General features: G+C 63.5%; 24 protein-coding genes. 12 read left to right on the top strand and 12 right to left on the bottom strand.

The genetic code is table 11. The features are described from left to right. Nucleotides 1–44 precede the first annotated feature (44 nt). Nucleotides 45–1,220 (bottom strand): glycosyltransferase family 9 protein, encoded by a 1,176-nt coding sequence (locus tag BPHYT_RS20570; protein ID WP_012426034.1) that lies wholly within the window; start codon nt 1,218–1,220, stop codon nt 45–47. 261 nt (nt 1,221–1,481) lie between these two features. Here BPHYT_RS20570 and BPHYT_RS20565 point away from each other — a divergent pair, with 261 nt between their 5' ends. Next, a complete protein-coding gene (locus BPHYT_RS20565) occupies nt 1,482–1,913 on the top strand; it encodes a PRC-barrel domain-containing protein (protein ID WP_012426033.1) in 432 nt (143 codons plus the stop codon). A 70-nt stretch (nt 1,914–1,983) separates the two neighbouring features. Here BPHYT_RS20565 and BPHYT_RS20560 read toward each other — a convergent pair whose 3' ends face one another. Both BPHYT_RS20560 and BPHYT_RS20555 read right to left on the bottom strand, forming a co-directional pair. Continuing rightward, nucleotides 1,984–2,973 carry a substrate-binding domain-containing protein gene (locus BPHYT_RS20560; RefSeq protein WP_012426032.1) on the bottom strand — a complete coding sequence of 330 codons (990 nt, stop codon included), beginning with the start codon at nt 2,971–2,973 and terminating at the stop codon, nt 1,984–1,986. Nucleotides 2,974–3,052: 79 nt separating this feature from the next. Continuing rightward, nucleotides 3,053–4,390, bottom strand: a complete 1,338-nt coding sequence (locus tag BPHYT_RS20555; RefSeq protein ID WP_012426031.1) for a leucine-rich repeat-containing protein kinase family protein — start codon at nt 4,388–4,390, stop codon at nt 3,053–3,055. Between the two features lie 292 nt (nt 4,391–4,682). Between BPHYT_RS20555 and BPHYT_RS20550 the strand changes: the two genes are divergently transcribed. Then, nucleotides 4,683–5,315, top strand: coding sequence for a methylated-DNA--[protein]-cysteine S-methyltransferase (locus BPHYT_RS20550; RefSeq protein ID WP_012426030.1), 633 nt, complete (start codon nt 4,683–4,685; stop codon nt 5,313–5,315). Between the two features lie 160 nt (nt 5,316–5,475). After that, the gene (locus tag BPHYT_RS20545) at nt 5,476–5,781 is read left to right on the top strand and encodes a hypothetical protein (RefSeq protein ID WP_012426029.1); all 306 of its coding nucleotides are present in this window, start codon (nt 5,476–5,478) and stop codon (nt 5,779–5,781) included. An 87-nt stretch (nt 5,782–5,868) separates the two neighbouring features. On the opposite strand, the gene BPHYT_RS20540 is transcribed toward BPHYT_RS20545, so the two are convergent. Further along, nucleotides 5,869–6,750 carry a GNAT family N-acetyltransferase gene (locus tag BPHYT_RS20540; protein WP_012426028.1) on the bottom strand — a complete coding sequence of 294 codons (882 nt, stop codon included), beginning with the start codon at nt 6,748–6,750 and terminating at the stop codon, nt 5,869–5,871. Next, entirely contained in the window at nt 6,732–7,973 is a 1,242-nt protein-coding gene (locus BPHYT_RS20535; protein WP_012426027.1) for a Zn-dependent hydrolase, read from the bottom strand. Before BPHYT_RS20535 ends, BPHYT_RS20540 begins: the two co-directional genes overlap by 19 nt. A 148-nt stretch (nt 7,974–8,121) precedes the next feature. Here BPHYT_RS20535 and BPHYT_RS20530 point away from each other — a divergent pair, with 148 nt between their 5' ends. Further along, nucleotides 8,122–8,724, top strand: coding sequence for a phosphatase PAP2 family protein (locus tag BPHYT_RS20530; RefSeq protein ID WP_012426026.1), 603 nt, complete (start codon nt 8,122–8,124; stop codon nt 8,722–8,724). A gap of 128 nt (nt 8,725–8,852) precedes the next feature. Here the strand turns inward: BPHYT_RS20530 and BPHYT_RS20525 are convergent, their stop codons facing one another. Further along, nucleotides 8,853–10,439 carry an alpha/beta hydrolase family protein gene (locus BPHYT_RS20525; protein WP_012426025.1) on the bottom strand — a complete coding sequence of 529 codons (1,587 nt, stop codon included), beginning with the start codon at nt 10,437–10,439 and terminating at the stop codon, nt 8,853–8,855. 76 nt (nt 10,440–10,515) lie between these two features. Beyond that, complete coding sequence (locus BPHYT_RS20520; RefSeq protein WP_012426024.1) at nt 10,516–11,415, bottom strand: LysR substrate-binding domain-containing protein; 900 nt, start codon at nt 11,413–11,415, stop codon at nt 10,516–10,518. 196 nt (nt 11,416–11,611) lie between these two features. On the opposite strand from BPHYT_RS20520, the gene BPHYT_RS20515 reads away from it, so the two are divergent. Together BPHYT_RS20515 and BPHYT_RS20510 are read left to right on the top strand one after the other, a co-directional pair. Then, nucleotides 11,612–12,508 (top strand): alpha/beta fold hydrolase, encoded by an 897-nt coding sequence (locus BPHYT_RS20515; protein WP_012426023.1) that lies wholly within the window; start codon nt 11,612–11,614, stop codon nt 12,506–12,508. 65 nt (nt 12,509–12,573) lie between these two features. Next, entirely contained in the window at nt 12,574–13,320 is a 747-nt protein-coding gene (locus BPHYT_RS20510; protein ID WP_012426022.1) for an SDR family NAD(P)-dependent oxidoreductase, read from the top strand. A 127-nt stretch (nt 13,321–13,447) separates the two neighbouring features. Here BPHYT_RS20510 and BPHYT_RS20505 read toward each other — a convergent pair whose 3' ends face one another. After that, a complete protein-coding gene (locus tag BPHYT_RS20505) occupies nt 13,448–14,155 on the bottom strand; it encodes a dienelactone hydrolase family protein (RefSeq protein WP_012426021.1) in 708 nt (235 codons plus the stop codon). A gap of 494 nt (nt 14,156–14,649) precedes the next feature. Here BPHYT_RS20505 and BPHYT_RS20500 point away from each other — a divergent pair, with 494 nt between their 5' ends. Together BPHYT_RS20500 and BPHYT_RS20495 are read left to right on the top strand one after the other, a co-directional pair. Next, a complete protein-coding gene (locus tag BPHYT_RS20500) occupies nt 14,650–15,432 on the top strand; it encodes a bestrophin-like domain (protein ID WP_012426020.1) in 783 nt (260 codons plus the stop codon). Between the two features lie 193 nt (nt 15,433–15,625). After that, nucleotides 15,626–16,972 (top strand): PQQ-dependent sugar dehydrogenase, encoded by a 1,347-nt coding sequence (locus tag BPHYT_RS20495; protein WP_012426019.1) that lies wholly within the window; start codon nt 15,626–15,628, stop codon nt 16,970–16,972. 58 nt (nt 16,973–17,030) lie between these two features. On the opposite strand, the gene BPHYT_RS20490 is transcribed toward BPHYT_RS20495, so the two are convergent. The 3 genes from BPHYT_RS20490 to BPHYT_RS20480 form a co-directional block, all read right to left on the bottom strand. Further along, on the bottom strand, nt 17,031–18,089 hold the full coding sequence (locus tag BPHYT_RS20490) for a porin (RefSeq protein WP_041759080.1): 1,059 nt from the start codon (nt 18,087–18,089) through the stop codon (nt 17,031–17,033). A gap of 237 nt (nt 18,090–18,326) precedes the next feature. Continuing rightward, a complete protein-coding gene (locus BPHYT_RS20485; protein WP_012426017.1) occupies nt 18,327–19,964 on the bottom strand; it encodes a methyl-accepting chemotaxis protein in 1,638 nt (545 codons plus the stop codon). 200 nt (nt 19,965–20,164) lie between these two features. Further along, nucleotides 20,165–20,932 carry a DUF899 domain-containing protein gene (locus BPHYT_RS20480; RefSeq protein WP_012426016.1) on the bottom strand — a complete coding sequence of 256 codons (768 nt, stop codon included), beginning with the start codon at nt 20,930–20,932 and terminating at the stop codon, nt 20,165–20,167. Nucleotides 20,933–21,039: 107 nt separating this feature from the next. Between BPHYT_RS20480 and BPHYT_RS20475 the strand changes: the two genes are divergently transcribed. Continuing rightward, the gene (locus BPHYT_RS20475) at nt 21,040–22,260 is read left to right on the top strand and encodes a hypothetical protein (protein ID WP_012426015.1); all 1,221 of its coding nucleotides are present in this window, start codon (nt 21,040–21,042) and stop codon (nt 22,258–22,260) included. A gap of 32 nt (nt 22,261–22,292) precedes the next feature. After that, nucleotides 22,293–22,925: a Vgb family protein gene (locus tag BPHYT_RS20470; protein ID WP_012426014.1), complete on the top strand. Its 633-nt coding sequence runs from the start codon at nt 22,293–22,295 to the stop codon at nt 22,923–22,925. A gap of 55 nt (nt 22,926–22,980) precedes the next feature. Here BPHYT_RS20470 and BPHYT_RS20465 read toward each other — a convergent pair whose 3' ends face one another. Then, on the bottom strand, nt 22,981–23,865 hold the full coding sequence (locus BPHYT_RS20465; protein WP_012426013.1) for a LysR family transcriptional regulator: 885 nt from the start codon (nt 23,863–23,865) through the stop codon (nt 22,981–22,983). A gap of 116 nt (nt 23,866–23,981) precedes the next feature. Between BPHYT_RS20465 and BPHYT_RS20460 the strand changes: the two genes are divergently transcribed. Together BPHYT_RS20460 and BPHYT_RS20455 are read left to right on the top strand one after the other, a co-directional pair. Continuing rightward, complete coding sequence (locus BPHYT_RS20460) at nt 23,982–24,863, top strand: NmrA/HSCARG family protein (RefSeq protein ID WP_012426012.1); 882 nt, start codon at nt 23,982–23,984, stop codon at nt 24,861–24,863. 227 nt (nt 24,864–25,090) lie between these two features. After that, nucleotides 25,091–25,768, top strand: a complete 678-nt coding sequence (locus tag BPHYT_RS20455; RefSeq protein ID WP_012426011.1) for a hypothetical protein — start codon at nt 25,091–25,093, stop codon at nt 25,766–25,768. Nucleotides 25,769–25,841 lie beyond the last annotated feature (73 nt).

The raw sequence follows: 25,841 nt of genomic DNA, 5'->3' as shown, positions 1-25,841 counted from the left end.
TACCGCCGTGGAAAAACGGCCTAGAAATCGCAGTTAGTACAACGTCAGGCTGCCGCGTCGACTTGCGCCCGCTGCTGGGTGGCGACCGCCTCCAGCACCGCTTGCACGACCCGCTCGACGCTCGGCCAGTTCCGCGCAGGTTCGCCCGCGACATATTGCTCAGGCGACACACTGCGATACGGCGGCGGATAACCCCAGATGGCATCGTGCCTGTCGGGTCGGGTGATGCTTCCGCCGATCACGGCAACGGTCGGACGGCGAAACGCGGCCGCGACGTGCATCAACATCGTCGAGTTCGTCAGCACGACGTTGGCCTCTTCAGCGAGAGCGAACATCACGCGCATCGGCACCTCGCCTGCCAGCGAGCGGACCGGCACGCCCGAACCCGCCGCGGCGATCGCCTCGACGGCGCGCGCCTGATCCGCTTTGCTGCCGACGATCACGATATCGCACGCGTCGCCGGCTTGTTCCAACGTCTGCGCGATCCGCGCGAGCGCGGCGCCCACCTGACGCGCGTCCCATGCCTTGGTCGCCACGCCGGCCCCGACGCCGACGATCAACCGCACGGTACGACGCCCCGGCACGTTGCCCGCACTCCAGATTTGCGATGCGGTGGCACGCTCGTCGTCGGTCAGGAACAGTTGCGGGCGCGCTTCCGGCAGCGCCGTCGCGCCGATCAGTTCGCCCTGCGCAAGCGCGGCGCGGCCGCATTGCCGGGCAGCGAATTCGATAAACGCCTGACAGCCGCTCCAGCCGCCGCGATAGCCGCGCACGCCGATGCGATACCGCACGCCCGTGCGCATCATCAGCAGCGCGCCCATGTAACTGCCGAGCACGTCGATACCCACATCGAAGCCGCCGCGCGCGCGCAGTGCGATGACCTGTGGAGACTTCCATAGAAAACGCAGCACGTTGCCGTGCGAACGGTCCTCGACGAGCTTGTTGTTCCAGGGCGCGTCGATTTCCACGATCTCGTCGACGAAGGGATTGTTCTCGAGTATCGGACGCCCCCAACTGCCTACGCCGGCGATCAGGCGCGTCGTGGGAAAGCGCTTACGCAGCGCCTCGAAGAGCGGTGTGGTGGTGAGCAGTTCGCCGAAATCGTTCGGACGCAGCACGAGAATCTCGCGCGGCGTGTCGCGACTCGGATCAAACCGTGGCGGGTAGAAGCGGCCCATCAACCAGACCGGTGTTTCGATCAGCAGACTTTTCCAGCCCATTGCTTCTCCAATGCGGCAGGCGTTGGCGGCCGTCGCCGCGCATCGGTTCGCGCCGGGCAAGCGGCCGGGCGCGCCGGGCGCAAGTGCGCCGCATGCGCTGCCCGGATATCACGCCGATTGTGCATTGTTGCCGCAACGTGCTCTGTGGCCAGGCGTACAGAGACACACGATTGACGATTCACGCCGGCGTCCGGGCACGTCACGTGCTTCCGCATACGGGGCTACGAAGCTGACAGCTAAACAGACAACAAGGAGCAGAAAATGAAAGCAAAAACACTCATCTGCGCGACCGCTCTCGCCGCCATCTGCGCCTCACAAGGCGCCTATGCGCAGATTGCCGGACTGCAACCGCTCGGCGGCACGGTCGAGCAAACCAATGCGCTGCTAAAGGGCTGGAGCGTGCGGCGCGCGCTTGTCGACGAGCCGGTCTACAACGATCTGAACGACAAGATCGGCAGCATCTACGACGTGATCATTTCGCCGGACCGTAAGGCGACGTATGCGGTCGTATCGGTGGGCGGCTTCCTCGGCATGGGCAAGCACTATGTGGCGATTCCGGTCGATCACTTCGAGATCCGCGACGGCAATCTGTTCCTCGCCGGCGCGACGAAAGATGCGTTGAAGTCGGTACCTGAGTTCGAATACAACAAGCTCGAAAAAGCCACCAAGCCGCGCAAGGTCAAGGCGGAATAATCGACGTGACATGCGCTGTTGCGAGCGTGAGACCGCTCACGTTCGCAACAGCCTTGCGACGGCTCGCACTCTAGTGATTCGCGGCCGTGACAAGCTGCAGCGGAGTTTCGATCACACTCGACAATTCGCTCTGCTTCCTCTGTTCGGTCACCGCCTTCAAGGCCACATCGACGCCGAATACGGCTTGCCGCGCGGCGAACTGATTGACCGTGGCCAGCACGCGGCCATCGGCGATCAACGGCTTGATCGCGTCGATATCGTTGTAGCCGGTGACGTACACGCCGCCGGTTCTGCCCGCATCGCGAACCGCGTCGACCGCGCCCATTGCCATGTTGTCGTTGCCGCACATCAGCCCGCGGATCTGCGGATGCTCGCTGAGCATCTTCGAAGCGGCGTCGCGGCCCTTCCCATATTCCCAGTCGCCGGTCTGAACCGCGACGATGTTGATCCCCGCGGCATTCATCGCATCCCGGCAACCGTCCGTGCGTTGCTGCGCATTGCGGTCGGCTGAACTGCCTTCGATAACGCCCACCTGATCGCCCGTCTTGAGCCGCTCCGCCAGGTAGTTGCTCACCTGCTGCGCGCCCTTGCGATTGTTCGGGCCGACGAACGGCACGGAAATGCCGGCCGCGTCCTGAAACGCCTCGTCGAGCGGATTGTCGATCGAAACCACGATGACGCCCGCCTTGATCGCGCGCGCGACGACCGCCGTCAGCGCCTTCGAATCGGTCGGCGCAATGACGATTGCGTTCATCTTCGCCTTGATCATCTCCTCGACCATGCGGATCTGCCCGGTCGTGTCGCTTTCGGTGGCCGTGCCGCGCACCGTCAGATCGAATTGCGAGGCGTAATGCTGCTGGTAGTTCTGCGCGGCGCTCGCCATCGCGATCGTAAACGGGTCGCCGAGCGACTTCAGCACGAGCGCGATCTTGAGCTTGCCGCCCGGCGTAGCCGCTGCATCGGCCGCGCCGCCGATGCCGGCCGCGGCCAGCGCGCCGGCAATCACCACCCGGCGACGCATCCTCCAGGACGGCATGCTTCGCGGCGTCTTCTGCATCATCGAATCTCTCCTTCTGGGCCGCGCTGACGATTCGTAGTATCGCAGTCGAACGAAGGGCGGTCGTAACGCAACCCGCCGTTCATCGATCGCCCATCAGCGCCAGCAAACGCGCGGTGATCTCATCGAACAACGGCCGGCTGTCGATCGCCTCGCTCAAGCAATTGTCCTTCAACTCCACGAGGAGAGCGCGAATGTTCGCCGACGCCTCCGGCCAATCGCATCGTTCGAGCAACTCTTCGAGCAGACAACCGTAGGCGCTGACTTCGAGGCGCTGAAGCGCGAGGCCGATGCGCCGATCGCCCAAAGCATAGAACGAAGCCGCGCCGAAATCGCCCAACAACGCGCGCCCCTCTCCGCCGTACAGGATATTGTGCGCGTACAGATCGCCGTGCATGATGCCTTGCTCGTGCAAATGACACGCCGCCGACGCGATACCGTACGCAATGCCCAACGCCGAAGCCATATCGAAGCGTGTGTCGGCGTCATAGATATCGCGCGTGCAGGATTCGAGACTCGGCGGACCGGCAAGGTTGGTGAATTGCGGATCGATCAGTTCCATCACGAGGCCGTGCGTACCGGCGGGATGATCCTTCACTTTCCCCGCCACCGGGATCAGGTTCGTATGATCGCCCGCGCGAATGCAGGCTGCCATTTCGCAGTCGGGCAAACCGTCGCTGGTCACCGCCCCCTTGAACAGTTTCACCGCGACAGAGCGGGACGCGCCGTGCCGACCCGCCAACTCCGCGCGATAGATGACACCGGAGGCGCCCTCGCCTAACGGCGCGTCGAGTTTCAAGTCGTGCCACGCTATCGCGACGCTCGGCGTGTCGGTGAGCGCCGCCGCTTCGAGCGCCTCGCTGAACGGATTGCCGGCGTACGCCAGCCAGGACAGCCGCGGCAGACGCAGCAACCAGTCAGGCAGTCCATCGAGCTGATTCGCGGCGAGCCGCAGCAGTTCGAGCTGCGAGCAGGCGGCCAATTCTTCGGGCAGCGTTCGCAGACGATTGCCCGCCAGCATCAGCTTTTGCAATTGGGAACAGCGGCCGATTTCGGCCGGCAACACTTCGATCTCGTTGTCAGTGAGGATCAACCAGCGCAATTGCGGGGGCAGCGCTTTGCCGGATACATGCCGGATGCGGTTGGCCTTGAAGCCGACCATGCTCAATTGCGAACACTGTCCCAGCACCTCGGGCAACTCGGTGAACGGGTTGTCGGAGCCGAAGAGAATGCGCAGCTTGCGCAGACGTGGCAGATCGTCGGGCAGCGACGTGAGCGCGTTGCCCGACAGGTCGAGAACTTCCAGCGTGTCGGCGAGGTCGAAAATCTCGCGCGGAAATTCAGTCAGGCCGCAAGCCAGTTTCAGCCGGCGCGTGCCCGCGAGCTGGCCGGCCCGCAAATGATCAAGTGTCGTTGTCACAGTCGTGGAAGAGAGGTCCGGTTGCCAGTGCGCTTCAAATCGGAGGTATCAATTCTACTGAGTCACGAGCCTCGCGCAAAAACGGTTGAAAAGGGTTGTACAGTGATGCATCGTCCCGTCCACAACAACGCGCCGCCGACCGACATCGGTCGCGAGAAATTGGACAGCAAGATTCGGAGCGCAATCAGAGAGAGCGAGGCTCACACTGTCGGATATTCGGCGCGCACGGCGCGCGTATTCGCAGACTCGCCTTGCGCGCATCTGTGCCTCCAACCAGTCAGGAGCAAGCAAAGTGACATACGCCTACAAATTGATGGACTCGCCCGTCGGCCAGTTGAAACTCGTTGCAAACGGCGAGCGCCTCGCCGCCATTCTGTGGGAGCACGACAAGCCGAACCGGGTGCGCCTCGGTGAGCTGATCGAAGCGAATGACCGGCCTGTGCTGATCGAGACCGAACGGCAGTTGAACGAGTATTTCGCCGGCACGCGGCATGAGTTCGACCTTCCGCTGACCTTCCAGGGAACGGACTTTCAGAAGCAGGTGTGGGCCGCGCTGTTGACCATCCCGTTCGGCCAGACGCGCAGCTACTCGGAAATCGCGACGCAGATCGGCAACGTCAATGCGGTGCGGGCGGTCGGCGCGGCGAACGGCAAGAATCCGATTTCCATCGTGGCGCCGTGCCACCGGGTGATCGGCGCGTCCGGCGATTTGACCGGCTTTGCGGGGGGATTGGCGAACAAGATGCTGCTGCTGTCGCTAGAAGCCGGGCAGACTTCGTTCGAAGCGGAAGCGGACGGGCAAACGGACATGTTCGCGCTCGAACAAAGGGCGACGGTCAAGACTCAGGTCAAATCCGAAGCCCAGACGAAACCCGCGCGCCACGCGCCGAGTCGCGGCACGCAAGCGTCATTGTTCGGAAATTGACTGGATGAATGCATGGTCCGCGATGGCAGATGACTTCCACTGCGGACTTTCACTGCGGACTTTCACTGCCTCGCGTTGAACGCTTCGTGATAGACCGCATAACCGTCCGCATAAAGCATCTATCCTTAAGAAGCCCTTTGGGCGTCAACAGGAGGATGACATGCGCATGCTTCTCAACATACGAATCCCGCACGAACCGTTCAACACCATGGTGCGCGAGGGCACCGTCGGGCAAGTGATCGGCAAAATACTGGAAGAAATAAAACCGGAAGCCGTCTACTTCACCGAGCAGAGTGGAGCGCGCGGAGCAGTCGTCGTGGTGGATATCGACAACGCGTCGGCGATTCCCGCACTTGCGGAGCCGTGGTTTCTGAAATTCAACGCCGACTGCGAATTGCGCATCGCGATGCTGCCGGAAGATCTGCAGAAAGCCGGACTGGAGAACCTCGGCTCGAAATGGAAATAGCGCTTGCCATCGGCGGCTCGCGACGCGGACCGCCGGTGGTTGCACAAACGAACAAACAGACGAACAGACGGCAGCACCGCGTTGCAGTCAGCCCAGCTCGAATGAAGTCACGCCGAACACGCGTTCAATGGATATGGCGGGCTGCTCCCGCGTATACATCCGCGCGGTTTCGAACACGCTCGTCATGCCATGCCGCTCGGCCAGTGCAATCGCATCCGCGTTGATCTCGGGCACATCGAAGAAAAACAGGTCGCCCGCAATGCTCGACGTCAACGCAGAGAACAGGCGAGCAGCAATCTCGTTGCTATCGGCGAAAAGCGGGCCGATCTTGTAGCCCGTCAAACAACGCCGCAACACGCCGTAGCCCGCCACCTGCCCGTTGCGCACTGCCACTCGCGCCACTCGCGTCATCACGCCAGGCTGCGCGAGCCACGCCGCGAGAAAGCGCTCGCGCGCTGCGGGAAAGCATTGTCGATCGTAGTCGTTCAGCGACTCGAAGGGCAGCGCCGAAGCATGCAGCAAGTCGGCGTAAGGCTCGCCCTGAACGATGTCTTGCGCGACGCCCTGAAAGCGAATGTTGCGATAGGCCAGCTGAAAACCGGACTTCCTGTAGTTCGCCTGTTGAGCGACCACGCCGTCCAGACCGACGTTGCGGTTTCGCAAATAGTCCATACCGTGCTGCCAGACGCGCATGCCGAAGCCTCGACCGCGAAACGCCGGTTTCACGATATAGAGGCCGATAAAGCCGAAGTCCTCGCCATACGCGACAGCGGATAGACACGCCACCGGTTCACCGCGCCATTCGCCGATGAAAAACCCGTGCGGGTCGGCCGTACGAAAGCACTCGGCATCGTGCAAGCCGGGGTTCCATCCTTCCTGCGCGGCCCATTCGAGGGCCAACGCGACGTCCCCGGCCGACATCGTGCGCACGACGAAATCGCCAGATTCGCTTACGACCGTTTCGCCCATTGCTCCTCCAGCATCGCCGCCGCAGCCGTGGCCGCGACCTGGCAACCGAGAACGATGTGCGCCTCGGCCGTATCCTCGATGAAATCGTGACTCACGCCGCCAATGCTCGGCACGAACATCATGCAAGCCGGCATGCAGCGCGCGATGACCTGCGCGTCGTGCGCGGCGCCGCTCGGCATGCGGATCCATTGGCCGGGCGCCACCGCTTCGGCGGCGCGGGCGAGATGGTCTGCGAGCACCGTGTGCATGGTCACGGGTTGCATCGGCTCGTCGATGGTGGTCAGCTCGACGCTGATCGAACTGCGCGCGTTGAAGTCCCGTACCAGCTGGGCGAGCCTGTCTTCCATCGCCTGCAAACGCGCGGCGTTCGCGTCGCGGAATTGCAAATACATCTGCGCTGCGCCAGGCACGACGCTCAACGAGCCGGGGTCGAGGTCGATGCGGCCCACCGTCCAGACGGTGTCGGCATCCGCAAGTTGCGCGAACGCTTCGTTCATCTGCGGGATAAAGGCGACCAACGCGGCGCCGGCGTCACGGCGGATCGCCATGGGCGTCGTGCCCGCATGATTGCGCTGCCCTGTGAAGCGCAGCCGCAATTCACGCAGCCCCACGATCGTGGTGACGACCCCGATGGATTTGCCGGCCGCTTCCAGCCGGCCGCCCTGCTCGATATGCGGTTCGAGATAGGCGACCTGCCGGCCCGGCTCGAAGCGCGCACGCGGCCGTCCGGCCAGACCCGCGGTGGCGAGCACGTCTGCGAGACGCTGGCCTTGCCGATTCGTCGCGTCGCGAATCGTCTCGTCGACGTTCTCGCCCACGAAACTGCGGCTGCCGAGCAGGCCGGAAAACGTGCCTTCTTCATCGATCCACGATGCGACGTCCACCGCGAGGTGACGCGTCGCCTCGTTTTCCGCGAGCGCGCGTGCAATCTCCAGCCCGTAGATCACACCCATTGCGCCGTCGAGCCAGCCGCCGGTCGGCTGCGTGTCGGTATGCGAGCCGATCACGAGCGCGGGGCCGCTTTTGCGCGAGCGTCCGAACACGGTCCCCACGCCGTCGATCGCGGCCTCGAGTCCCGCCTCCGTCATGCGTCCGGCGAGCCATTCGCGCGACGCCAGATCCACCGGCGAAAGCGCCAGCCGAACGACGCCTGGGCCGGTGGCGCCGAAACTGCGTAGTTGCTTGAGATCACTCAGCAACCGGTCCGGATCGATCCTCACCACGTTTTCGTCTCCTTTGAATATCGGTTCATGATGCCCTGCGGTATCCCGACAGATTACATGGCCTAAGCATTTCCTAAGGTTGGCCCGTTACCATTCTTCGACATCGACGCGCCGGAGCGGCGCCAGCATTCATCGAAAAATACACTCTATGCAGACACTTGAAGCGTTCAACCAGGCGCTTTTCCTCATGATCGACGCGACGCTATCGACACCGGCATGGTGCATCGACTTCGCACGTTCGATCGCAGACTACCTTATCTATCTCGTGCCGCTCTGCCTGACCGCAATGTGGCTCTCCGGCGACGAACGTCAGCGCGAAACCGCCCTGCGCGCGTGCTGCGTGACGCTCCTCGCGCTCGGCATCAATCAGCTCATCGGCCTGGTCTGGCCACAACCGCGGCCGTTCGTGCTGGGCATTGGCCATACGTTTCTCGATCATGCACCGGACCCCTCGTTCCCCAGCGATCACGGGACGATCTTCGCGAGCATCGCGCTGACCCTGCTGCTCGGCGGCGTGAAACGGTACGGCTCGCTCATCGTTTTGTCCGGGCTCGCGGTTGCCTGGGCGCGCATCTTTATCGGCGTTCACTTTCCGCTCGACATGGCGGGCGCTGTCGTCGTGGCGGCCGTGGCTTTCATGCTGGTCGCGCCGCCGTGGCGGCTCGCCGGCCCGAGCATGACGCGCGGACTCATCGCGCTGTATCGCAAGTTGCTGGCGTGGCCGATCGAACGCGGCTGGTTGTCGCTCTAGACGATGATTCGACGCGCAACCGCGAGTTCACGCACGTCGTGACAACGCGCCATCCTATCGCGTCAACGCTCCGAAAATCGCTCGGCGAGATGTCGTAAGCGCGGTGAAAATGCGCGGGTGGCGTGCGCTCAAAAGTTGGCGAAAAACGCCCGCGCCGCCACCGTGCAGAACGACGCGACCAGTTCACCGTGGTACGCCCGCAGCACGGCTGAGGCGCCGCCGTCGGTCGCACCGCGGGCCACGGCCTGACTCGCGACCTCTGCCTTCGCGCCTGCAAAACCCCGCTTGACGCGCGCATACGGATCGCCGGGCCCGACGACAGGAGAGTCCACATCCAGCACGGACGTGAGCCCCGCGGGAACGTTGGCGTTCTGCCAATACGCCTGCTCGACGCGCGCGTTGAAAAAGAACACCGTGGGATCCGACGCGCCGCCGCACATCAGAACGGGCGCACGCGGCACCCAGTTGCGCAAGTCGTTGCGCTTGAACGCCTGGCGCAACGGATGCAGCGGATTCGCTGCCGGTTTCATCGCAAGCGTCGGGTTGGGAAACGCGCCATCGGGATTGGCGGCGGCGTCCTCCAGCAAGGTCAGGCGATAGGCGTTGCGCACGAGGTTGGCATCGCCGAAGCCCGCGGCAAAGAGCGGTTTCAGGAGCGGCGGCGTCAAAGGCGGTGACGCGGGCGGCGTGATCGAGGCGTACTGCGTTGCGGGCGGCACGCTGTTGAAGAGATGCGCGGACGGCAGTTTGCCCGTTCCGAACAGCTTGTCGAGCGGCTGCAAGTTCGGCAGCAGCGTTTCGATAGCCGGAGCGTAAGCCGCTTCATAGAAGTCGCCGGGCTGACGGTAGATATTCCCGTAGGCATGCTGATAACCCGTCACGATCAGCGTCGAGAAGAGCGTGGCGCCCAGGTTGACCTCGCCTTCGATAAGCGCGTCGGCGGTGGCTGCAAGTGCGTACGGCCCCGAGCCCGGCGCGGACGCCGTCACCTTGACGCCGGCCGCTTGCAGCGCCCGATGCGTCGCCATTGCCACGAAGCCGCCTTGCGAATAGCCGGTGACGAACAGCTTGCCGTTTTCGCGCGCGCCTGCTTCGGCTTTCATGTCGGCTAGCGCCGCACGTGCCGCGCGCAGCGAGTCGATCACATCGGCGGATTGCTGGTCGGCATTGAGATACGGGTGGTAAGGGAGATCGGAGCCGGCGTAGCCCGCATAGTTGGTCGCCACCACGATATAGCCTTGCGCCGCATACATGGCCGCTACGCTGATGCCTTCCCCGGCGCCGTCGCCGTTGGCCGGGTCCGTTCGTGTGATATCGGCGAGGTTGTAGTTGCGGTACGCGGTAGTGCCGTGCGCATAGAGCATGAGCGGCAGCGATCCGCCGCATGTCGCCGAACTTCCTGACGGAATCATCAACGCGCCGCTCGCCTGAGTAGGCTCGCCCGCGCCGCCGATGGTCCGGTAGCGAAAGCTCACGATCTCGACGCCGCACGCGGGCGCGCCTGCTATTCGCACGAGTTGCCGGCCGCCTGCGCTCGACGCCAGCAATTTCGCAAACTCCGTGGCGCTCAGCTTCAACGTGACGCGATGATCGAGAAGCTGGCCGCGGCCATTGCACGCTTCACCGCATTGTGAATCTGCGGGTGCACCGGCACACGCGCCCAAAATGCAACATGCCAGCAACCCGAGGGCCGCGTTTCGGATAGCTATCCACATGTGAGGCTCCGTCTTGTTGGTATGACGACGAGTGGCGGCCTTGCAGAGTGACAGGAGTATAGGTAAACCCGCCGGCTCAGCGCGGTTCGGCACTGACATGCGCCATCAACTCGTCGGCTCTCGACAGAAACAGCTTCAGCACCGGCGATGTATTCGACCTGCTATAGCCGATCACGAGATCGACGGTCGGCGTCTCGCCTTCCAGCGGCCGGCTGACCACCGACCACGGCAGCAGGTTGGTCGCATACTCGGGCATCAACGCGAGCCCGCGCGTGGAGGCGACCAGCGACATCGCCATGGCCAGGTTGTCGACGTCATGCCCGGGCGCGACCGTGATGCCGTTTTCGTCCAGATAGCGCTGGATCACAGCGTGCAGCACGCGCGCCTTGTTCGACGCCATGATGAAGGTCTCGCCGGCGAAATCCTCCGGACGGATCGCGCTGCGCTCGGTAAGGCGATGGTCGCTCGGCATGAGCACGATCAGCTTCTCGCTACTGACCACCCGATAGTCCAGATCGAAGCCCGGCTCGGCACGCAAAAACGCAAGGTCGAGCTTGCCGCGCGCGAGTGCGTCCGCGAGGTCCGGCGAATAGTGGCTCGACACCGTGACGTCGATATTCGGCAGTTCATCGCGCAACACCTGCATGGCGCGCGGCAGCCACGTCATTTCCTGGCCGGTCAGAAATCCCAGCGCGAAAACCTGCTTGGAGGGCCGCGCCGCCCGGCGCGCGGCTTCGATAGCGGCGTCGACTTGCGAGAGCGCGAGCCGCGCGTGGTCGAGGAAGGCTTTGCCCGCCGCGGTCAACTCGACGCCGCGCGCGCTGCGGCTGAACAACTCCGCGCCGACCTCGTCTTCCAGATCGCGAATCTGGCGGCTCAGCGACGGCTGCGACGTGTGCAGACGCCGTTCCGCCGCCACCGTCAGGCTGCCCGTTTCGGCGACGGCCACGAAGTACCGCAGATGTCGAAGCTCCATAAAACCTCGTTGAGTTTCCCGCGATTGGTATGCCTAGCAGGCATGCCCGTCAGCCTACAAAGTCTTTTTCCTTTGCACAAGCCCCCACTACATTACCTCTCATGCAGCGCGACGACAGGCCACTGAATCAGCTCCGCAGCCTTTCGGCACGCACCCGCACTCCATGCCTTTCAACTATATCGCCAAGGAACCGAAAATGAACTCGACAGTTGCTTCGAACGACGCCACCGCGATCCGCCACACCCACCAGACCGCGCCGACCCGCTATGTCGACGCAAACGGCATCCGCTTCGCCTATCGCCGTTTCGGCAAGGCGGGCGGCGTGCCGCTCGTGTTCAACATCCATTTCACCGGGACGATGGATCACTGGGACCCGGCCGTGACCAATGGCCTCGCGCAGGATCGCGAAGTCATCCTGTTCAACAACGCCGGCATTTCGAGCACGTCCGGCGAGGTGCCGGAGTCGATCGAAGAAATGGCGGCCAACGCCGCCGCGTTCATCAAGGCGCTGGGCCTCCAGCAAGTCGACGTGCTGGGCTTCTCGATGGGCGGCTTGATCGCACAGACACTGGCGATCGCCGAACCGGCCCTGGTGCGCCGCGTGATCCTGGTCGGCACCGGTCCGCGCAGCGGCGAGGCGATGCAATCGCTGACGCCCGAGGCTCAGGAGATTTTCAGCGCTGCGTATGCGCGCCCGGATCATCTGTGGCTGCGTGTGCACTTTTCGCCTTCGGATGCGAGCCAGACCGCCGGCCGCCGTTTCCTGCAGCGCTTCCGCCAGCGTAGCGAAGGACGCGACCCCGAGGCCAACGAGAAGGTCGCGCCGGCCCAGCTCGCCGCGCTCGCCAAATGGGGCGCGCCGCGTGAGAACCCTTTCGAGTATCTGAAGGCCCTCAGGCAGCCGACGCTCGTCGTCAACGGCGACCACGACGTGATCATCTATTCGATCAACTCGTGGATTCTTCAGCAGAACCTGCCGAACGCGCAATTGATCATCTATCCCGACGCCAACCACGGTTCGCTGTACCAGTATCCGGAGCGTTTTGTGGCCCACGTGTCGCAGTTCCTCGCCGACAGCGGGTCCGCGGTCTGAGCATACGGCGCTGCGTTCGCCAACTTGATTGCCTCGCACTCGAATCAACTCGAAGGAGTTTCACCATGAACGACCTCACAGGAAAAACCGCGCTCGTCACGGGCGCTTCACGCGGCATCGGCCGCGCCAGTGCTCTGGCGCTCGCCAGGGCCGGCGCGCAGGTGCTGGTTCACTACAGCAGCGGCGAAAAAGAGGCAGATGCCGTGGTTGCGGAAATTCGCGCGGCCGGCGGCAATGCGCAGAAAGTCGCCGCGAATCTGCGCGCGGCGGACGGCCCGCATACGCTCGCCAAACAGGTGCGCGCCGTGATCGGCCATCGGCTGGATATTCTGGTGGCGAACGCCGGGATTTCGAAGGGCGTCAGCATCGAGGACACGACCGTCGAAGACTTCGACGATCTGTTCGCCGTGAACGTGCGCGCGCCTTACTTCCTCGTGCAGCAATTGCTGCCGGTGATGTGCAAGGGCAGCAGCGTGGTGCTGCTGTCGTCGCTCGCGGCGCGCGCCGCGGTCGGCACGCTGTCGGCCTACGCCGCCACCAAGGGCGCGGTCGATACGCTCGTCAAGCATTTCGCTGCCGCGCTCGGCGAACGTGGGATTCGTGTGAATGCGGTCGCGCCGGGTGTGGTCGAAACCGATATGTCGAACTTCACCAAGACCGACACGGGGCGCGCGGCGACGCTGGGTATGCAGGCGCTCAAGCGCGTGGCGCAGCCGGACGATATCGGCGGCGCCGTCGCCTTTCTCGCCTCGGATGCCGCACGGTGGGTTACCGGCGAAACGTTGCATGTCGACGGCGGTTCGAAGCTTTAAACCCGTGAACGCGATTACGTTACGATCGCGCCGGGAGGAGTCTGTGGCGCGCCGCCCATGCATGGCGGCGCGCGTTAAGTCTTCGCCGGCGCGATTCGATGCGCGCCTCAAGCGGCAAGCGAGCCGCTTACTTCCACAAAGTGCGGCCGAAAAACGTCAGCGTGCGATCCCAGGCCAGTTGCGACCACACCGGATCGAACTGCGTCCTCGGAATACGGCCGGGGCCGACCGCCGTTTCGTTCGCGAACGCATGGTGTGCAAGATAGCGATGAAACTCGACGTCGACATTCGCTTCCTTCAGTTTGCTTTCCAGCGCGTCGACCGTTTCAGACACGAAGAAATCATCTTGCGTCGCCCAGTGACCGATCAGCGGCGCCTTGATTTTCGATGCGTCGATATATTCCAGCGGCGGGAAGCCATACCAGACCACGCCGGCGGACACTTCAGGGATATTGCACAGCGCCAGCAAAGTCAGCGCGCCGCCCATGCAAAAGCCCGTCACGCCGACCTTTGTCGCATGCTGCTGCAGATACTGGACGGCGCCGCGCACATCCTGCGTGGCGGCGTCGCCGAAATCGAGCCCGTCGAGCAGATGGTGGGCTTCCTCCTCTTCCACCGTCGTCTTGCCTCGGAAAAGATCGGGCACCAGCGCCAGGTAGCCGCACTGCGCGAGCCGGTCGGCCACGCCGCGAATTTGATCGTTGACGCCCCACCACTCCTGAATCACGACGATGGCGGGCGCTCCCTCCAGCCTCTGCGGCTTGGCGAGATAGCCCTGGATCTGCTGGCCGTCGGGCCGGCTAAAGGTGATCATCGAACCTGCTGTCTGAGTCATCAGTTGCTCCTCGAAGTAGACGAAAGCGCTAGCATAGTCCCGACGTGGCAGGTTCTGCTTGCCCGCTGCCGCGACAGGCTGGCCGATATGAACAGCGGACGCGCCGAGCCGACGAACATGGAGCCGTGCGCTTCGATCGCGCGCCGGTCCAGCTCGCAGTTCTCCGCGAATCGGAGAAGTCGTATTTGAAGGCCGTGGCCTCACCCGTGTTTCAAGCGTCCTGCCGCCCGCCACGCACCCCTGCAGGTCTGATGTCACTCGGCAGAGTCAGCAACTGGCTGCCCTTCGTCTTCTATCGAGGTGCCGAACTCACGCGCCTGTCGGAATAAGGTGCCGCTTCAATTGCGAAGAGATCTGCCTGGCCGGTTCTTGCGACGGTTCGTGGTCGCGCGTACAGACTGTCGATTGACTCCTGTGGTTTGGTTGAGCGCGTCGATTCACCGGCATTCAATAGATATAGCCGTCAAGTCAAGCCGCGCGTGGAGGAAGCCGCAATGATGAGTACATGGTTGCACAATCTGCCGATATGGCTGATGACACTCGTCGCCTTCGGCGCCACATTTCTCGTCGGCGCAGCGCTTCATGTCATCACTGCCATGTTCGCCGGCGGCCAGCATGGCCGGTCATACGGGGCGATTTCCCCCGCCTTGCTTTCTCCAATAGGCATTATCTTCGGTCTCTTCATCGCATTTACTGCCGCACAAGTCTGGAACGACACGGCGCGCGCCAATGCCGCGGTCAACACGGAAGCCGGTGCGTTACGCTCGATCGTTGTCATGTCCGCCGTTCTGCCGCAAGAATCACAGGTCGAATTGCGAAAGCTCGTACGAGACTATATCCAATACACGGCGACGACCGAATGGCCGCTGATGGCGAGGGGAGTCGTTACGCTCAACGTCAGTCCTCCGTCGTTGAACAGGGCAATTCAGTCCACACTTTCCCTCGCCGTGAATACGCCCGGACAGGAGACAGCACAGCGCGAGGTGGTGGCATCCTTGCGACAGGCACTCGAAGCCCGTCGCGAGCGGATTCTGATTAGCCGAACCCAGGTAAGCGGTGTCAAATGGGCATGCCTGATATTTTTGGGCGTCTGCCTGCTGTTCGCAATCGCGTTGGTTCATTGTGAAAACCGGCTGGCATCTGCCGTAGCAATCGGTCTGTTTTCCGCTGTGTTCGCAACGACCATTCTGCTCATCCTTGCTCACGATCGGCCCTTTACTGGGGAGATCGCCCTGACGCCCGAACCGCTTCTGCAAGTGATCCCCGCAGAGCGCTGACCCCTGGTTTAAATGATGATAGGCCTTGAGGTCCGGAAGCTATTCAAAACCGATCGGCGCGTTCTCTCGAGAGATGAAGCAGGGACGTTACAAGGGTAGACGCACTGACAGGTCCAGCGATTCCGATCTCAGGCAAGCATCTTGCTGCTCTCACCGAAGATAAGTTGTACATCTTCAACGTCCGGAGCGCGGGATGCGTCAATTGAACCGCTTTGCCTTATTCATGCTGCTGCCGCTCGCCGCGTGCGCGGCAGGACCGTCGAGTCCCGCCGATACCGGCTTTGGCCCGTCACCGCTATTGCCCGCGCCGGAATCGTCGCTAATGACCACGGTCAATATCGCGCCCGTCCGGGCGCCGGCTGTCGGCTTTCTCCCAACTGCGCCAAACGGGTTTGTCGTGACGCAATTCGGCCGCGGGCTGACTCATCCGCGCTGGCTCTACACACTGCCGAACGGCGACGTGCTCGTGGCGGAAAGCAATGCACCCGAGCAGCACGACGAAGGCAGCGGCATATTCGGCTGGGTTAGAAAACAGGTCATGAAACGCGCGGGAGCGGGCACGCCGAGTCCCGACCGTATCGTGATGTTGCGCGATACGACCGGCAGCGGCATCGCCGATCAGCAGACCGTGTTCCTCAGCGGCCTGCACTCGCCGTTCGGCATGGCGCTGATCGGCAATCAGCTCTATATCGCCGATACGGACGCCATTCTGCGCTTCGACTACACGCCCGGCGCGACCCGCATCGACACGCCCGGCGTGAAGGTAGCCGATCTGCCGGCTGGGCCGATCAATCATCACTGGACCAAAAACATCCTGGCTGATCGTTCGGGCAAGCACCTCTACGTGACGGTGGGATCGAACAGCAACGCGGGAGAAAACGGCGTCGACGCCGAAGCGGACCGCGCACGGATTCTCGAATTCGACGTGGCGTCGGGCCAGATGCGGCCCTTCGCGACAGGCTTGCGCAACCCCAACGGAATGTCGTGGCAGCCCGACAGCGGCGCACTGTGGACAGCCGTCAATGAGCGCGACGACCTGGGCAACAACCTCGTGCCCGATTACATGACGGCCGTGAAAGACGGCGCGTTCTACGGCTTTCCCTACAGCTATTACGGCCAGCATGTCGACACGCGCGTCAAACCTCAGCGCCCCGACCTAGTCGCCACGGCCATCGCACCGGACTATGCGCTGGGCAATCACACGGCATCGCTCGGGCTGGTTTTTTACGATCGGACGCTGTTCCCGGCGCATTACCGAGGCGGTGCTTTCGTCGGTCAGCATGGCTCGTGGAATCGCAAGCCGTATAGCGGCTACAAGGTGGTGTTCATTCCATTCGTTAAGGGCCAACCCGCAGGCGCTCCGGAAGATTTCCTGAGCGGTTTTCTGACCGCCGACGGTCACGCGGTCGGTCGGCCGGTCGGTGTAGCGGTGGATAAGCGTGGAGCGCTGCTGGTGGCGGACGACGTCGGCAATGCGGTCTGGCGTGTGGCGCCGCGTAACGATACCGGCGCGGCAGTCGGCACGCCGTCGGCGCAATGACAGCGGATTCGCCAAACGCTTATCGGCAGCACAGCGGCAATCACTCCACCGCGGCAAGTTAGAACCGCTCCAACACACCAAGCTGCACGCCCTTGACCGGCGCGCCGGGATACGAGACCGGCAGCCCGGTCACGTTGACGCCGCGCAGGGTGAAGCTGGCATTGTCGTGATTGGCCAGATAGGCCCCGCTGAAATAGAACAGCAGACTCCGCGAAAAGTTATATTCGAACGCCACGCTGAACTGGTCGGCGCTCGCGCCCGCGCCGGTATAGTCGCGCACGTGCGCATAGCCCAGCGAGGCGCGAGCACTCGGAGAAAAGCTGTACTGAGCGGAAAGCGATCCACCCGCGCCGTGATAGAGCGGCGTGCCGCCATCGCCGTTGAAGAACGCGAGCCACACACGCACCTTGTCGATCGCGTAGGTCGCGCCACCGAGATTCGCCCGCAGCGCGCCCGCGCCGTGCGTCTGCTGTCGCGCGTAGAGCAGCCTGAAGTTGTCGAGCTGATAGGCGGCGGTTACGTAGTATCCGTCGATGCCGTTGCCGTCCTTCTCCGACGGATCGCGCGTGGCCGTCATCAGCGTCGCGCTGAAGCCGCCGACGACCGGCGAGAAATACGCAATCGCGTTGCTGGCGTAAGGCGTGATCTTCGACAGGTTGTTCAGTCCGGACGCGATCGTGCCGGCGCCGAACGCATCGAGGTCGCCCTTGAACGGGATATAGATGGGCGAATATTGCCGGCCGAAACGCAGTTCGCCCCAGCCGTTGCGCGCGCCGATCCACGCCTGTCGGTTGAATAGAACTCCGGGAGCCTGAAGCGTGCCGTCGACCGAGCTGAAGCCGTTTTCCAGCGTGAAGATGATATCGGTGCCGTTGCCGAGCGGCTCGCTGCCGCGCAAGCCGACGCGCGAACCACGATAGGCGCCCGAGTCCAGACGTGGAGTCCAGCCGGAGCCCGGGTCGGTTATTTCGAGGCTGGTGTCCAACACACCGTACAGCGTGACGGCGCCCGCGCCGCCATCGGAGGCCGCCACGCTCTGCAAGCAAAATAGCAGCGCCGCGCTTGCCACGCCCGCGCGCCAGCCCACGCGACGGCTCCAGCCGGCGACCTGCGCCACAAGATCCCAGGTTCGTCGCGGCTTGTCGAGTTGAGTTTTCGCGGCACCGACCAGATGCAGTCCTCCATAGGCACGTCGAACGTGTGTTCCGGAATGAGGACGTCCATCGCCGCATCACGAGTGGAATGTGAACGGGTGTTGAACGGCTCAGCAGCGAACATAACAGACCTGAGCCGGTTTGCAATTGTCAGCGCTGTGAATTCTAAGCGTTCAGGCGCGCGCGGCACCGCATAACGTTCAAACGACGGCTGCAAATCCGCGCGCTTCTTCCGCTGCCGGCCTACGGACTCGCAACAGCCCAGCCGCTTCGTCGGCGCCATGCTGCTGCAAGTTGAACTGGCTGATCGACACCTGCAGCAGCCTCGCCTGTTCGGTGAGCGTCTGCGCCACCGCCGCGGCCTGCTCGACCAGCGCCGCGTTTTGCTGCGTTACGCTATCCATCTGCGCGACGGCGTCGCCGACCTGATCGATGCCGGCGCTTTGCTCGGCGGCCGCCGCCGCGATATCGCGCATGACACCCGAGACTTTCGCAATGGCCTCGCGCGCGGAGTGAATCGTCGCGCCGGTTTGCCCGACGAACTCGGCGCCGGTCCCGACCTTGTCCACCGCGTGGCTGATCAGCGCGCGGATTTCCTTCGCTGCCGCCGCGCTACGCTGCGCGAGCGTGCGAACCTCGCCGGCGACCACCGCGAAACCACGCCCCGCGTCGCCGGCCCGGGCCGCTTCGACCGCCGCGTTCAGCGCCAGAATATTGGTCTGAAACGCGATGCCTTCGATGACCGAGATGATCTCCACCATCTTGTGCGATTCCGTCGATATCTCCTGCATCGTCGATACCGCTTGTGCCGCCATCTCGCCGCCGCGATTGACGATCTGCTCCGCGCCGGCGGTCAGCTGGCTCGCTGTCTGCGCGTTCTCCGCCGTTTGTCGGACCATCGCCGTCATTTGCTCCATGCTCGCCGCGGTTTCTTCGAGCGATGCCGCCTGATTTTCCGTGCGCGCCGACAGATCCGTGTTGCCGCCGGCAATCTCACGCGCGCCGGTCGCCACCTTGTCGGCCGCGCCTTTGATCTGTTCGATCGTGTGAGCGAGCGCGTCGCGCATAAGGTACACGGTGTGCAGCAGGCTCGACTCGTCGCCGTGACGGAGGTTGATGGGAATGGCAAGGTTGCCCCGGGTAATTTCGCCGGCCACTTGCGCGACGTAGACCGGATCGCCGCCGATCGTGCGCCGGATGCTGCGATTGGTCAGCGAGACGAGCGCGGACAGCAGCAGCGCCAAGACCGCAAAGATTCCGCCGACGAAATACAGAGACTCCTTGAACGCGGCGTCGATGTCATCCACGTAAGCGCCCGTGGCGATGATCCAGTCCCACGGCGCGTAACGCACCACGTAGCCGATCTTGCCGACCGCGGCCGAGGGCGGGTCCTGCGGATGCGGGAAAACATAATCGACGAAGCCGCCGTTCGGCTTCTGCGCGACCGCGGCGAACGTCACGTAGTGGTGGCGGCCGTCGGCATCTGCAGTGCCGGCGAGATCCTTGCCGTTCAGCGCAGGCTTCATTGCATGCATGACCATGCGCGGTGTCGAATCGATGACGAGAAAATAGCCGTCCTCGCCGTAACGTATGCCGCGCAGCCGTTCAAGCGCCTGCCGGCGGGCGTCCGCTTCGCTAAGTGCGCCGCTTTGCGCCAGCGCCGCATATTCGGTCACGATGCTGAGTCCGACATGCGCCACGTTCACGAGATCGTTTTTGCGCTCCTCGATGCGCGTCTGCCGCGACAGCCACGCCGCCGACACGGACACGGCGAGAAGTGCCACGAGACTGACGACCAGCGGCAGCCAGAGCTTCTGTGTGAAACTGAATCGGACCATGCACGCGCCCCACGTCGGTATCGAACGATCGAGTCAGGTCGCGTCATGGCAACAGGTGCCGATATGGCATCGGCGCGCTGTTGCGTGAGTGCGACCACCCGATTCTTTTATCGGCAAGCGCGTGCATCTTTTGTGTAGAGACAAACCCTTTGGGGGGAGTGAGCCTGAGCCACCGCAAAGGCGGCCGGCCCGCAGTTGCCTCAGTGCTTCTCGTATTCATCATGCCGGCGCCACCACACACCCGTTTCGTTACGTCCTTTGGGCGCGCGGTCGAGCCACTGATACATGCCCCAGAGCGCGTCCACACCGCGTCCGTAAGTGGAATACGTGTGGAATACGGCGCCGTCTTCGAGCACGAACGCGCTCATGCCGGGCCTGTCGAGTGAATACGTGGGCGCGTCGGTTCCGCACGCGGCCGCGAACTCGACCACGGGCGCCGGCGCCGGTGTCGTATCCATTGCATGGCCGCCGCGCTGGTAGTTGTATTCGACGCTTCCATCACGCTGCTGCTGCTCGGTGAACGAGACGTTGATGTCGAAGTTGAAGTCGCTGCCCGCCGACGACGCCCACGGAAATGCCCATCCCATACGCCGCTTGTATGCCTGCAGCTTCGCGAGCGGCGCGCGCGATACCGCCGTCATTGCGACGTCGTGATTCGCCAGATGGACCACGGAACCGTTGAACCCGTCCGCGACCGCCGAACACGACGGACAACCGGCGGCGTAGTCGGGGCCGAACATGAAGTGATAGACGAGCAACTGCGAGCGTCCGCGAAAGAGATCGGTGAGCGAGGCGCTGCCTTCATCGGTCTCGAACCGGTATGCCTTGTCGATTCGTACCCAGGGCAGCGCTTGCCGCTGGCGGGCCAGTTCGTCGCTCTGCCGCGTGAGCGCCTTTTCCGCGTCGAGCAGTTCGAGCCGTGCGGCCAACCATTCTTCCCGTGTGCCGATGCTGTGTTTCGTCGTCATGCTTGCCTCCTTGCTTCGCTATGCGAAGTGCTGTGGGTGGGTCGTGCTAGATTAGCCCCGGGCTTCGAACGACGGGAGTGACAAGTGTGGCGTGATTCAACTCGAAGATGGACTCGCTAGTCACGGCGGCGGCGCGCGCGCTCGCCGCGGGCGATCCGCTCGGCGCGCTGAATCGCGTCGCCTTGCGCGACGACGCGCCCGCGCTCGCGCTGCGCGGCATCGCGATGGCGCAGCTCGGCGATCTGGTGCGGGCCAAGGCGCTCTTGCGCAGCGCCGCGCGTGCCTTCGGTGCGCGAGAGCCGGTGGCTCGCGCGCGATGTGTCGTCGCGGAGGCCGAGATTGCACTCGCCTCGCGCGATCTCAACTGGCCCACGAAGGCACTGGACGCTGCATGCGCCACACTGGAAGCGCATGGTGACCGTCTCAACGCTGCACATGCGCGCTATCTGGCGGTGCGGCGCCTGCTGCTCATCGGGCGTCTCGACGAGGCCGAACGCGCGCTCGCCGAGCTCGACCCTACGCCGTTTCCACCGGCTTTGAGAACCGCACACGAACTGGTGGTGGCCGGTGTCGCGCTGCGCCGCCTTCAGACCAAAGCGGCACGCGCCGCACTGGAGCGAGCCCGGCGCGCAGCGGATCGCGCGAGCATCCCCGCTCTGACGGCGGAGGTCGACAATGCCGCGCTCGTTCTGAACGCACCGGCGGCGCGACTGCTCGCGCGCGGCGAAGAACGTCCGCTACTGCTCGACGAGGTGGAAGCGCTGCTGGCATCGAAAGCATTGATCGTGGATGCGTGCCGTCACGTGGTGCGCGACGCGGGAACGGTGGTCTCGCTCGCCAGCCGGCCGGTGTTGTTCGTGCTCGCCCGCGCGCTGGCCGAAGCATGGCCTGACGACGTATCGCGCGACGTGCTGGTTGCGCGAGCCTTCAGGGCCAAGGCCGCCGATGAATCGCATCGCGCGCGCCTACGGGTCGAACTCGGGCGGCTGCGTTCGGTGCTTCGCACCGTGGCCGGCGTGAGCGCGACGCCGCGCGGGTTCGCGCTGGTGCCGCGACATGGGCATGAGGTGGTCGTGCTGGCGCGGCCTGTCGAGGACAAACATGCGCCCGTGCTTGCCTTGCTCGCGGACGGCGAGTCGTGGTCGAGTTCGGCCCTCGCGCTCGCACTCGGCGCGAGCCAGCGCACCGTGCAGCGAACCCTCGATACGCTGGCGGCGCAAGCCAAGGTGCAGTCGCTGGGCCGGGGTCGCGCGCGTCGCTGGATGACGCCGCCCATGCCCGGATTCACGACGACCTTGTTACTCCCCGCTCCCTTGCCGATTGATTAGGATGGCAACACGAAAACCACGAGGGACAAGTCATGAAACGATCAGCCGCCGAAATCATCACCGAGTACGGACCCTTTGAGGGCATGGAACGCGTGCATGGCGTGACGTACGACGGCCAGCACGTCTGGTTCGCAACGGGCAACGCGTTGAACGCGTTCGACCCGGAAAGCGGCAAGCAGGTCCGCTCGATCGATGTCGCCGCGCACGCCGGTACGGCCTTCGACGGCGAGCATCTGTTCCAGATCGCCGAGGACCGTATCCAGAAGATCGATCCCAAGACCGGCCGCGTGCTTGCCACGATTCCCGCGCCGGGCGGCGGTGCGGACTCGGGACTCGCGTGGGCCGAAGGGACGCTGTGGGTCGGACAGTATCGGGAGCGCAAGATCCATCAAGTCGATCCGCAGACGGGAGCGATTCTGCGCACCATCGAGTCCAATCGCTTCGTGACCGGCGTCACGTGGGTCGACGGTGAGCTGTGGCATGGCACGTGGGAAGGCGACGAAAGCGAATTGCGGCGCATCGATCCGCGCACCGGCGAAGTTCAGGAGCGGCTGGAGATGCCCGCAGGAGTCAGCGTGTCGGGACTTGAGTCCAATGGCGGCGACCGGTTCTATTGCGGCGGCGGAAGCAGCGGCAAGGTACGGGCGGTGCGACGGCCCAAGTGAGATTGCGAAGTGGCGCCGGTTGCAAAAGCAAGCCGCGATCGGCACCTGCATCAGCCTATTGGCGCTCGCGTCCCGGCAAGTCTCGCAGCAGATCCATGAACGCCCGGACCTTCGCGCTCAGCAAGCGCCGCGAGTTGTACAGCGCCCAGATCTCGACCGGCGGTCCATCCGCCACACCCCAGCAAACGAGCCGTCCCGCCGCCACATCCTGTTCGACCAGCAATTTAGGCAACATCGCCGCGCCCACTCCATCGAGCACCGCGTTGCGCACCATCAGCAGCGATGAGAGCCGCAGCACCGGCATCGGCGCGAGCGATCTCGGACCACTTTCCGTGCGCACGCTCCATATCGCATTCGCCGATGCCGCCACGGACACGACCGCGGGCACCGCCAACGCGGCAGCATCGCCAGCGGCCCATGGAGGTATCGACATCGTGGGTGCAGCGACCAGGAGCAGTTCGTCGCCGAGAATGCGCCGGCCCACCAGTTGCTGGTCAGGCGCAGGATTGATGCGGATGACCAGGTCGTAACCGTCTTCCACCGGGTCGACAACGCGGTCTTCCGCCACCACTTCGAGCTCGACCTGCGGATAGGCCAACGCAAAACGTGTCGCGATCCGCACCAGCACCACGTGCGCGAACACGACCGGCGCACTGATCCGCAATCGCCCGCGCGGCACGGGCGCGCGCGACGCTACCGCCTCGCCTGCCTCCTGAATCTCCGCCATCAATCCCCGCGTGCGCTCGTGCAGTGCGAGACCTTCTTCGGTCAGCCGCAACGTGCGCGAGCCACGCTCGATCAGCCGCACGCCAAGCGTTTCTTCCAGTTCCGCCACGCGCCGCGACAGCGTGGCCTTGGGGCGGTCGAGCGCCCGGCTGGCCGGGCCGAAGCCGCCGTGCAGCGCAACCGCATTGAAATCGGCCAGCGACGTCAAATCCATGATCGTTCCAAATATGAGACGAGGTGTCTGAATTTTTGCACTTTCGCGCCTTAAATGGAACATCTATTGTGTGTCTACGGGCTGACATCCAGCCCATTCAACCCAAGGAGAAAATCATGGCAATCCTCGTAACCGGCAGTACAGGCGTGGTCGGCAAGCAGGTTCTCGAACATCTTCTGGCAGCCGGCGGCGCGCAAGTTCGCGCGCTGACTCGCTCGCCGGAAAAAGCGCAATTCCCGGACGGCGTCACCGCGGTCCAAGGCGACCTGTCCGACGTGGACGGCTTGCGCCGCGCGATGAACGGCGTCAGCACGCTGTTCCTGCTTGCGCCGAACGCCCCGGACGAACTGACCCAAGCGCTGCAAACCCTGAGCGTGGCGCGCGAAGCCGGCGTGAAAGGCGTGGTGTATCTGTCGGTGTTCAAGGGCGCCGAGTATGTCGACGTGCCGCATTTCACCGGCAAGCACACGGTCGAACGCATGATCGAACACTGCGATCTGCCGGCCACCGTGTTGCGTCCCGCGTATTTCATCCAGAACGACGTGCGCCAGAAAGAGCCTTTGCTGACGCATGGCGTGTACGGTATGCCGATCGGCGCCAAAGGTATTTCGATGGTCGACGTGCGCGACATCGGCGAGGCCGCCGCGCGCGAATTGCTGCGCCGCGAACGGTCCGCAACCCGCTTGCCGCGCGAGACGTATGAACTGGTCGGCCCCGATGCGATCACGTCGGAGACCGTGGCGTCGATTTGGGCTGAAGCGCTGGGACGCAGCGTGCGTTACGGCGGCGATGACCTCGATGTACTCGAACAGCGCTTGAAAGCAGCCGCGCCAGGCTGGCTCGTCTACGACATGCGTCTGATGATGAGCCGCTATCAGCAGGACGGCGCGGTCGCATCGCAAGCGCAAATCGATCATCTCGCGACGCTGCTCGGCCGGCAGCCGCGCTCCTATCGGGAATTCGCGGCGGAGATGGCGGCTGCCTGGAAGAACGGTTGAGCGATTAAATTGGGGCGGCGAGGCAATGAGTCGCCCCATTCTCTACATCACTGCTTTTGAATAAATGAATTGATTGTGAAGTTCTAAAAAGCCATCGATTAAACACACGCTAAAGTTTTTCTCTCGCGCTGTCGTTTACACGGCATGCGCCGTGTGCTGAATCATTCACGCCGCATAAACAACTCTAATTCTGGCCCAAGCACAAACCACACTCCTTTCAATTCGTAATGAAAAAGTACATCGCACTCTTCGCCATTGCCGGCACGTTATTGACATCAGGCTGCGCGACTGTTTCCACCATGTCGCCGACCACCTCGACGAGTTCGGTCGACACCACGAAAAACTCGTACGCGTTAATGACGGTAACGCTCAAGAACGCTTATCACACGAGCTATCAGCCGAGTCCTATCGTCGTGAATATGGAGCGCGGTGCAGCCGACTCGCGCGAAGACCGTTTGAATTTCAAATTCGACGATCAGGCCACCACGACGAGCGACAAGGGTAATCATTATTTCATTCGCCTTCCGCTGGCGCCGGGCAAATATGTGATGCGCGGCATAACCGGTCAAAGCGGCATATTCCCGATCCGCGGCATGTTCTTTACGCCGCTTCACGAAGTGGTCGACATCAAACCGAATTCCATCGTGTATCTCGGCCATATCGACGCCACGATCGTCGAACGTAAAGACGGTGAATTGCGCGCGGGACCGGTGATTCCGCTGGTCGATCAGGCGGTGGCGGGTTTCAGCGGCGGAACGTGGGATATCAGCGTGAGCGACCAGTTCGACGACGACGTGACGGCATTCAAAAAAGACTTCCCGGCACTGACCAACGCATCGATCGATCGTGAAGTGCTGCCCGCCTGGGATAAAAAGAAAGCCACCGAATGGTGGAATAACCACTGATTTTCAGGCTGCAAATCCGAACGGTGCGCGCAGTGCAACCCGCTTGCCTGCGCCCCTTTCCAAACAAGCCGAT

This window comes from Paraburkholderia phytofirmans PsJN (assembly GCF_000020125.1).
Lineage (GTDB): Bacteria > Pseudomonadota > Gammaproteobacteria > Burkholderiales > Burkholderiaceae > Paraburkholderia > Paraburkholderia phytofirmans.
The sequence above is the reverse complement of the archived record's forward strand: the minus strand, read 5'-3'. Positions and strand labels throughout refer to the sequence as shown.

What these genes read in the sequence shown, in the direction of transcription:
- BPHYT_RS20565 (WP_012426033.1), top strand. Translation starts at nt 1,482, where the DNA reads ATGAAAGCAAAAACACTCATCTGCGCGACCGCTCTCGCCGCCATCTGC.
- BPHYT_RS20485 (WP_012426017.1), bottom strand. Translation starts at nt 19,964, where the DNA reads ATGGTCCGATTCAGTTTCACACAGAAGCTCTGGCTGCCGCTGGTCGTC.
- BPHYT_RS20475 (WP_012426015.1), top strand. Translation starts at nt 21,040, where the DNA reads ATGGACTCGCTAGTCACGGCGGCGGCGCGCGCGCTCGCCGCGGGCGAT.
- BPHYT_RS20500 (WP_012426020.1), top strand. Translation starts at nt 14,650, where the DNA reads ATGATGAGTACATGGTTGCACAATCTGCCGATATGGCTGATGACACTC.
- BPHYT_RS20515 (WP_012426023.1), top strand. Translation starts at nt 11,612, where the DNA reads ATGAACTCGACAGTTGCTTCGAACGACGCCACCGCGATCCGCCACACC.
- BPHYT_RS20525 (WP_012426025.1), bottom strand. Translation starts at nt 10,439, where the DNA reads ATGTGGATAGCTATCCGAAACGCGGCCCTCGGGTTGCTGGCATGTTGC.
- BPHYT_RS20510 (WP_012426022.1), top strand. Translation starts at nt 12,574, where the DNA reads ATGAACGACCTCACAGGAAAAACCGCGCTCGTCACGGGCGCTTCACGC.
- BPHYT_RS20540 (WP_012426028.1), bottom strand. Translation starts at nt 6,750, where the DNA reads ATGGGCGAAACGGTCGTAAGCGAATCTGGCGATTTCGTCGTGCGCACG.
- BPHYT_RS20545 (WP_012426029.1), top strand. Translation starts at nt 5,476, where the DNA reads ATGCGCATGCTTCTCAACATACGAATCCCGCACGAACCGTTCAACACC.
- BPHYT_RS20495 (WP_012426019.1), top strand. Translation starts at nt 15,626, where the DNA reads ATGCGTCAATTGAACCGCTTTGCCTTATTCATGCTGCTGCCGCTCGCC.
- BPHYT_RS20560 (WP_012426032.1), bottom strand. Translation starts at nt 2,973, where the DNA reads ATGATGCAGAAGACGCCGCGAAGCATGCCGTCCTGGAGGATGCGTCGC.
- BPHYT_RS20570 (WP_012426034.1), bottom strand. Translation starts at nt 1,220, where the DNA reads ATGGGCTGGAAAAGTCTGCTGATCGAAACACCGGTCTGGTTGATGGGC.
- BPHYT_RS20465 (WP_012426013.1), bottom strand. Translation starts at nt 23,865, where the DNA reads ATGGATTTGACGTCGCTGGCCGATTTCAATGCGGTTGCGCTGCACGGC.
- BPHYT_RS20480 (WP_012426016.1), bottom strand. Translation starts at nt 20,932, where the DNA reads ATGACGACGAAACACAGCATCGGCACACGGGAAGAATGGTTGGCCGCA.
- BPHYT_RS20470 (WP_012426014.1), top strand. Translation starts at nt 22,293, where the DNA reads ATGAAACGATCAGCCGCCGAAATCATCACCGAGTACGGACCCTTTGAG.
- BPHYT_RS20505 (WP_012426021.1), bottom strand. Translation starts at nt 14,155, where the DNA reads ATGACTCAGACAGCAGGTTCGATGATCACCTTTAGCCGGCCCGACGGC.
- BPHYT_RS20530 (WP_012426026.1), top strand. Translation starts at nt 8,122, where the DNA reads ATGCAGACACTTGAAGCGTTCAACCAGGCGCTTTTCCTCATGATCGAC.
- BPHYT_RS20460 (WP_012426012.1), top strand. Translation starts at nt 23,982, where the DNA reads ATGGCAATCCTCGTAACCGGCAGTACAGGCGTGGTCGGCAAGCAGGTT.
- BPHYT_RS20455 (WP_012426011.1), top strand. Translation starts at nt 25,091, where the DNA reads ATGAAAAAGTACATCGCACTCTTCGCCATTGCCGGCACGTTATTGACA.
- BPHYT_RS20520 (WP_012426024.1), bottom strand. Translation starts at nt 11,415, where the DNA reads ATGGAGCTTCGACATCTGCGGTACTTCGTGGCCGTCGCCGAAACGGGC.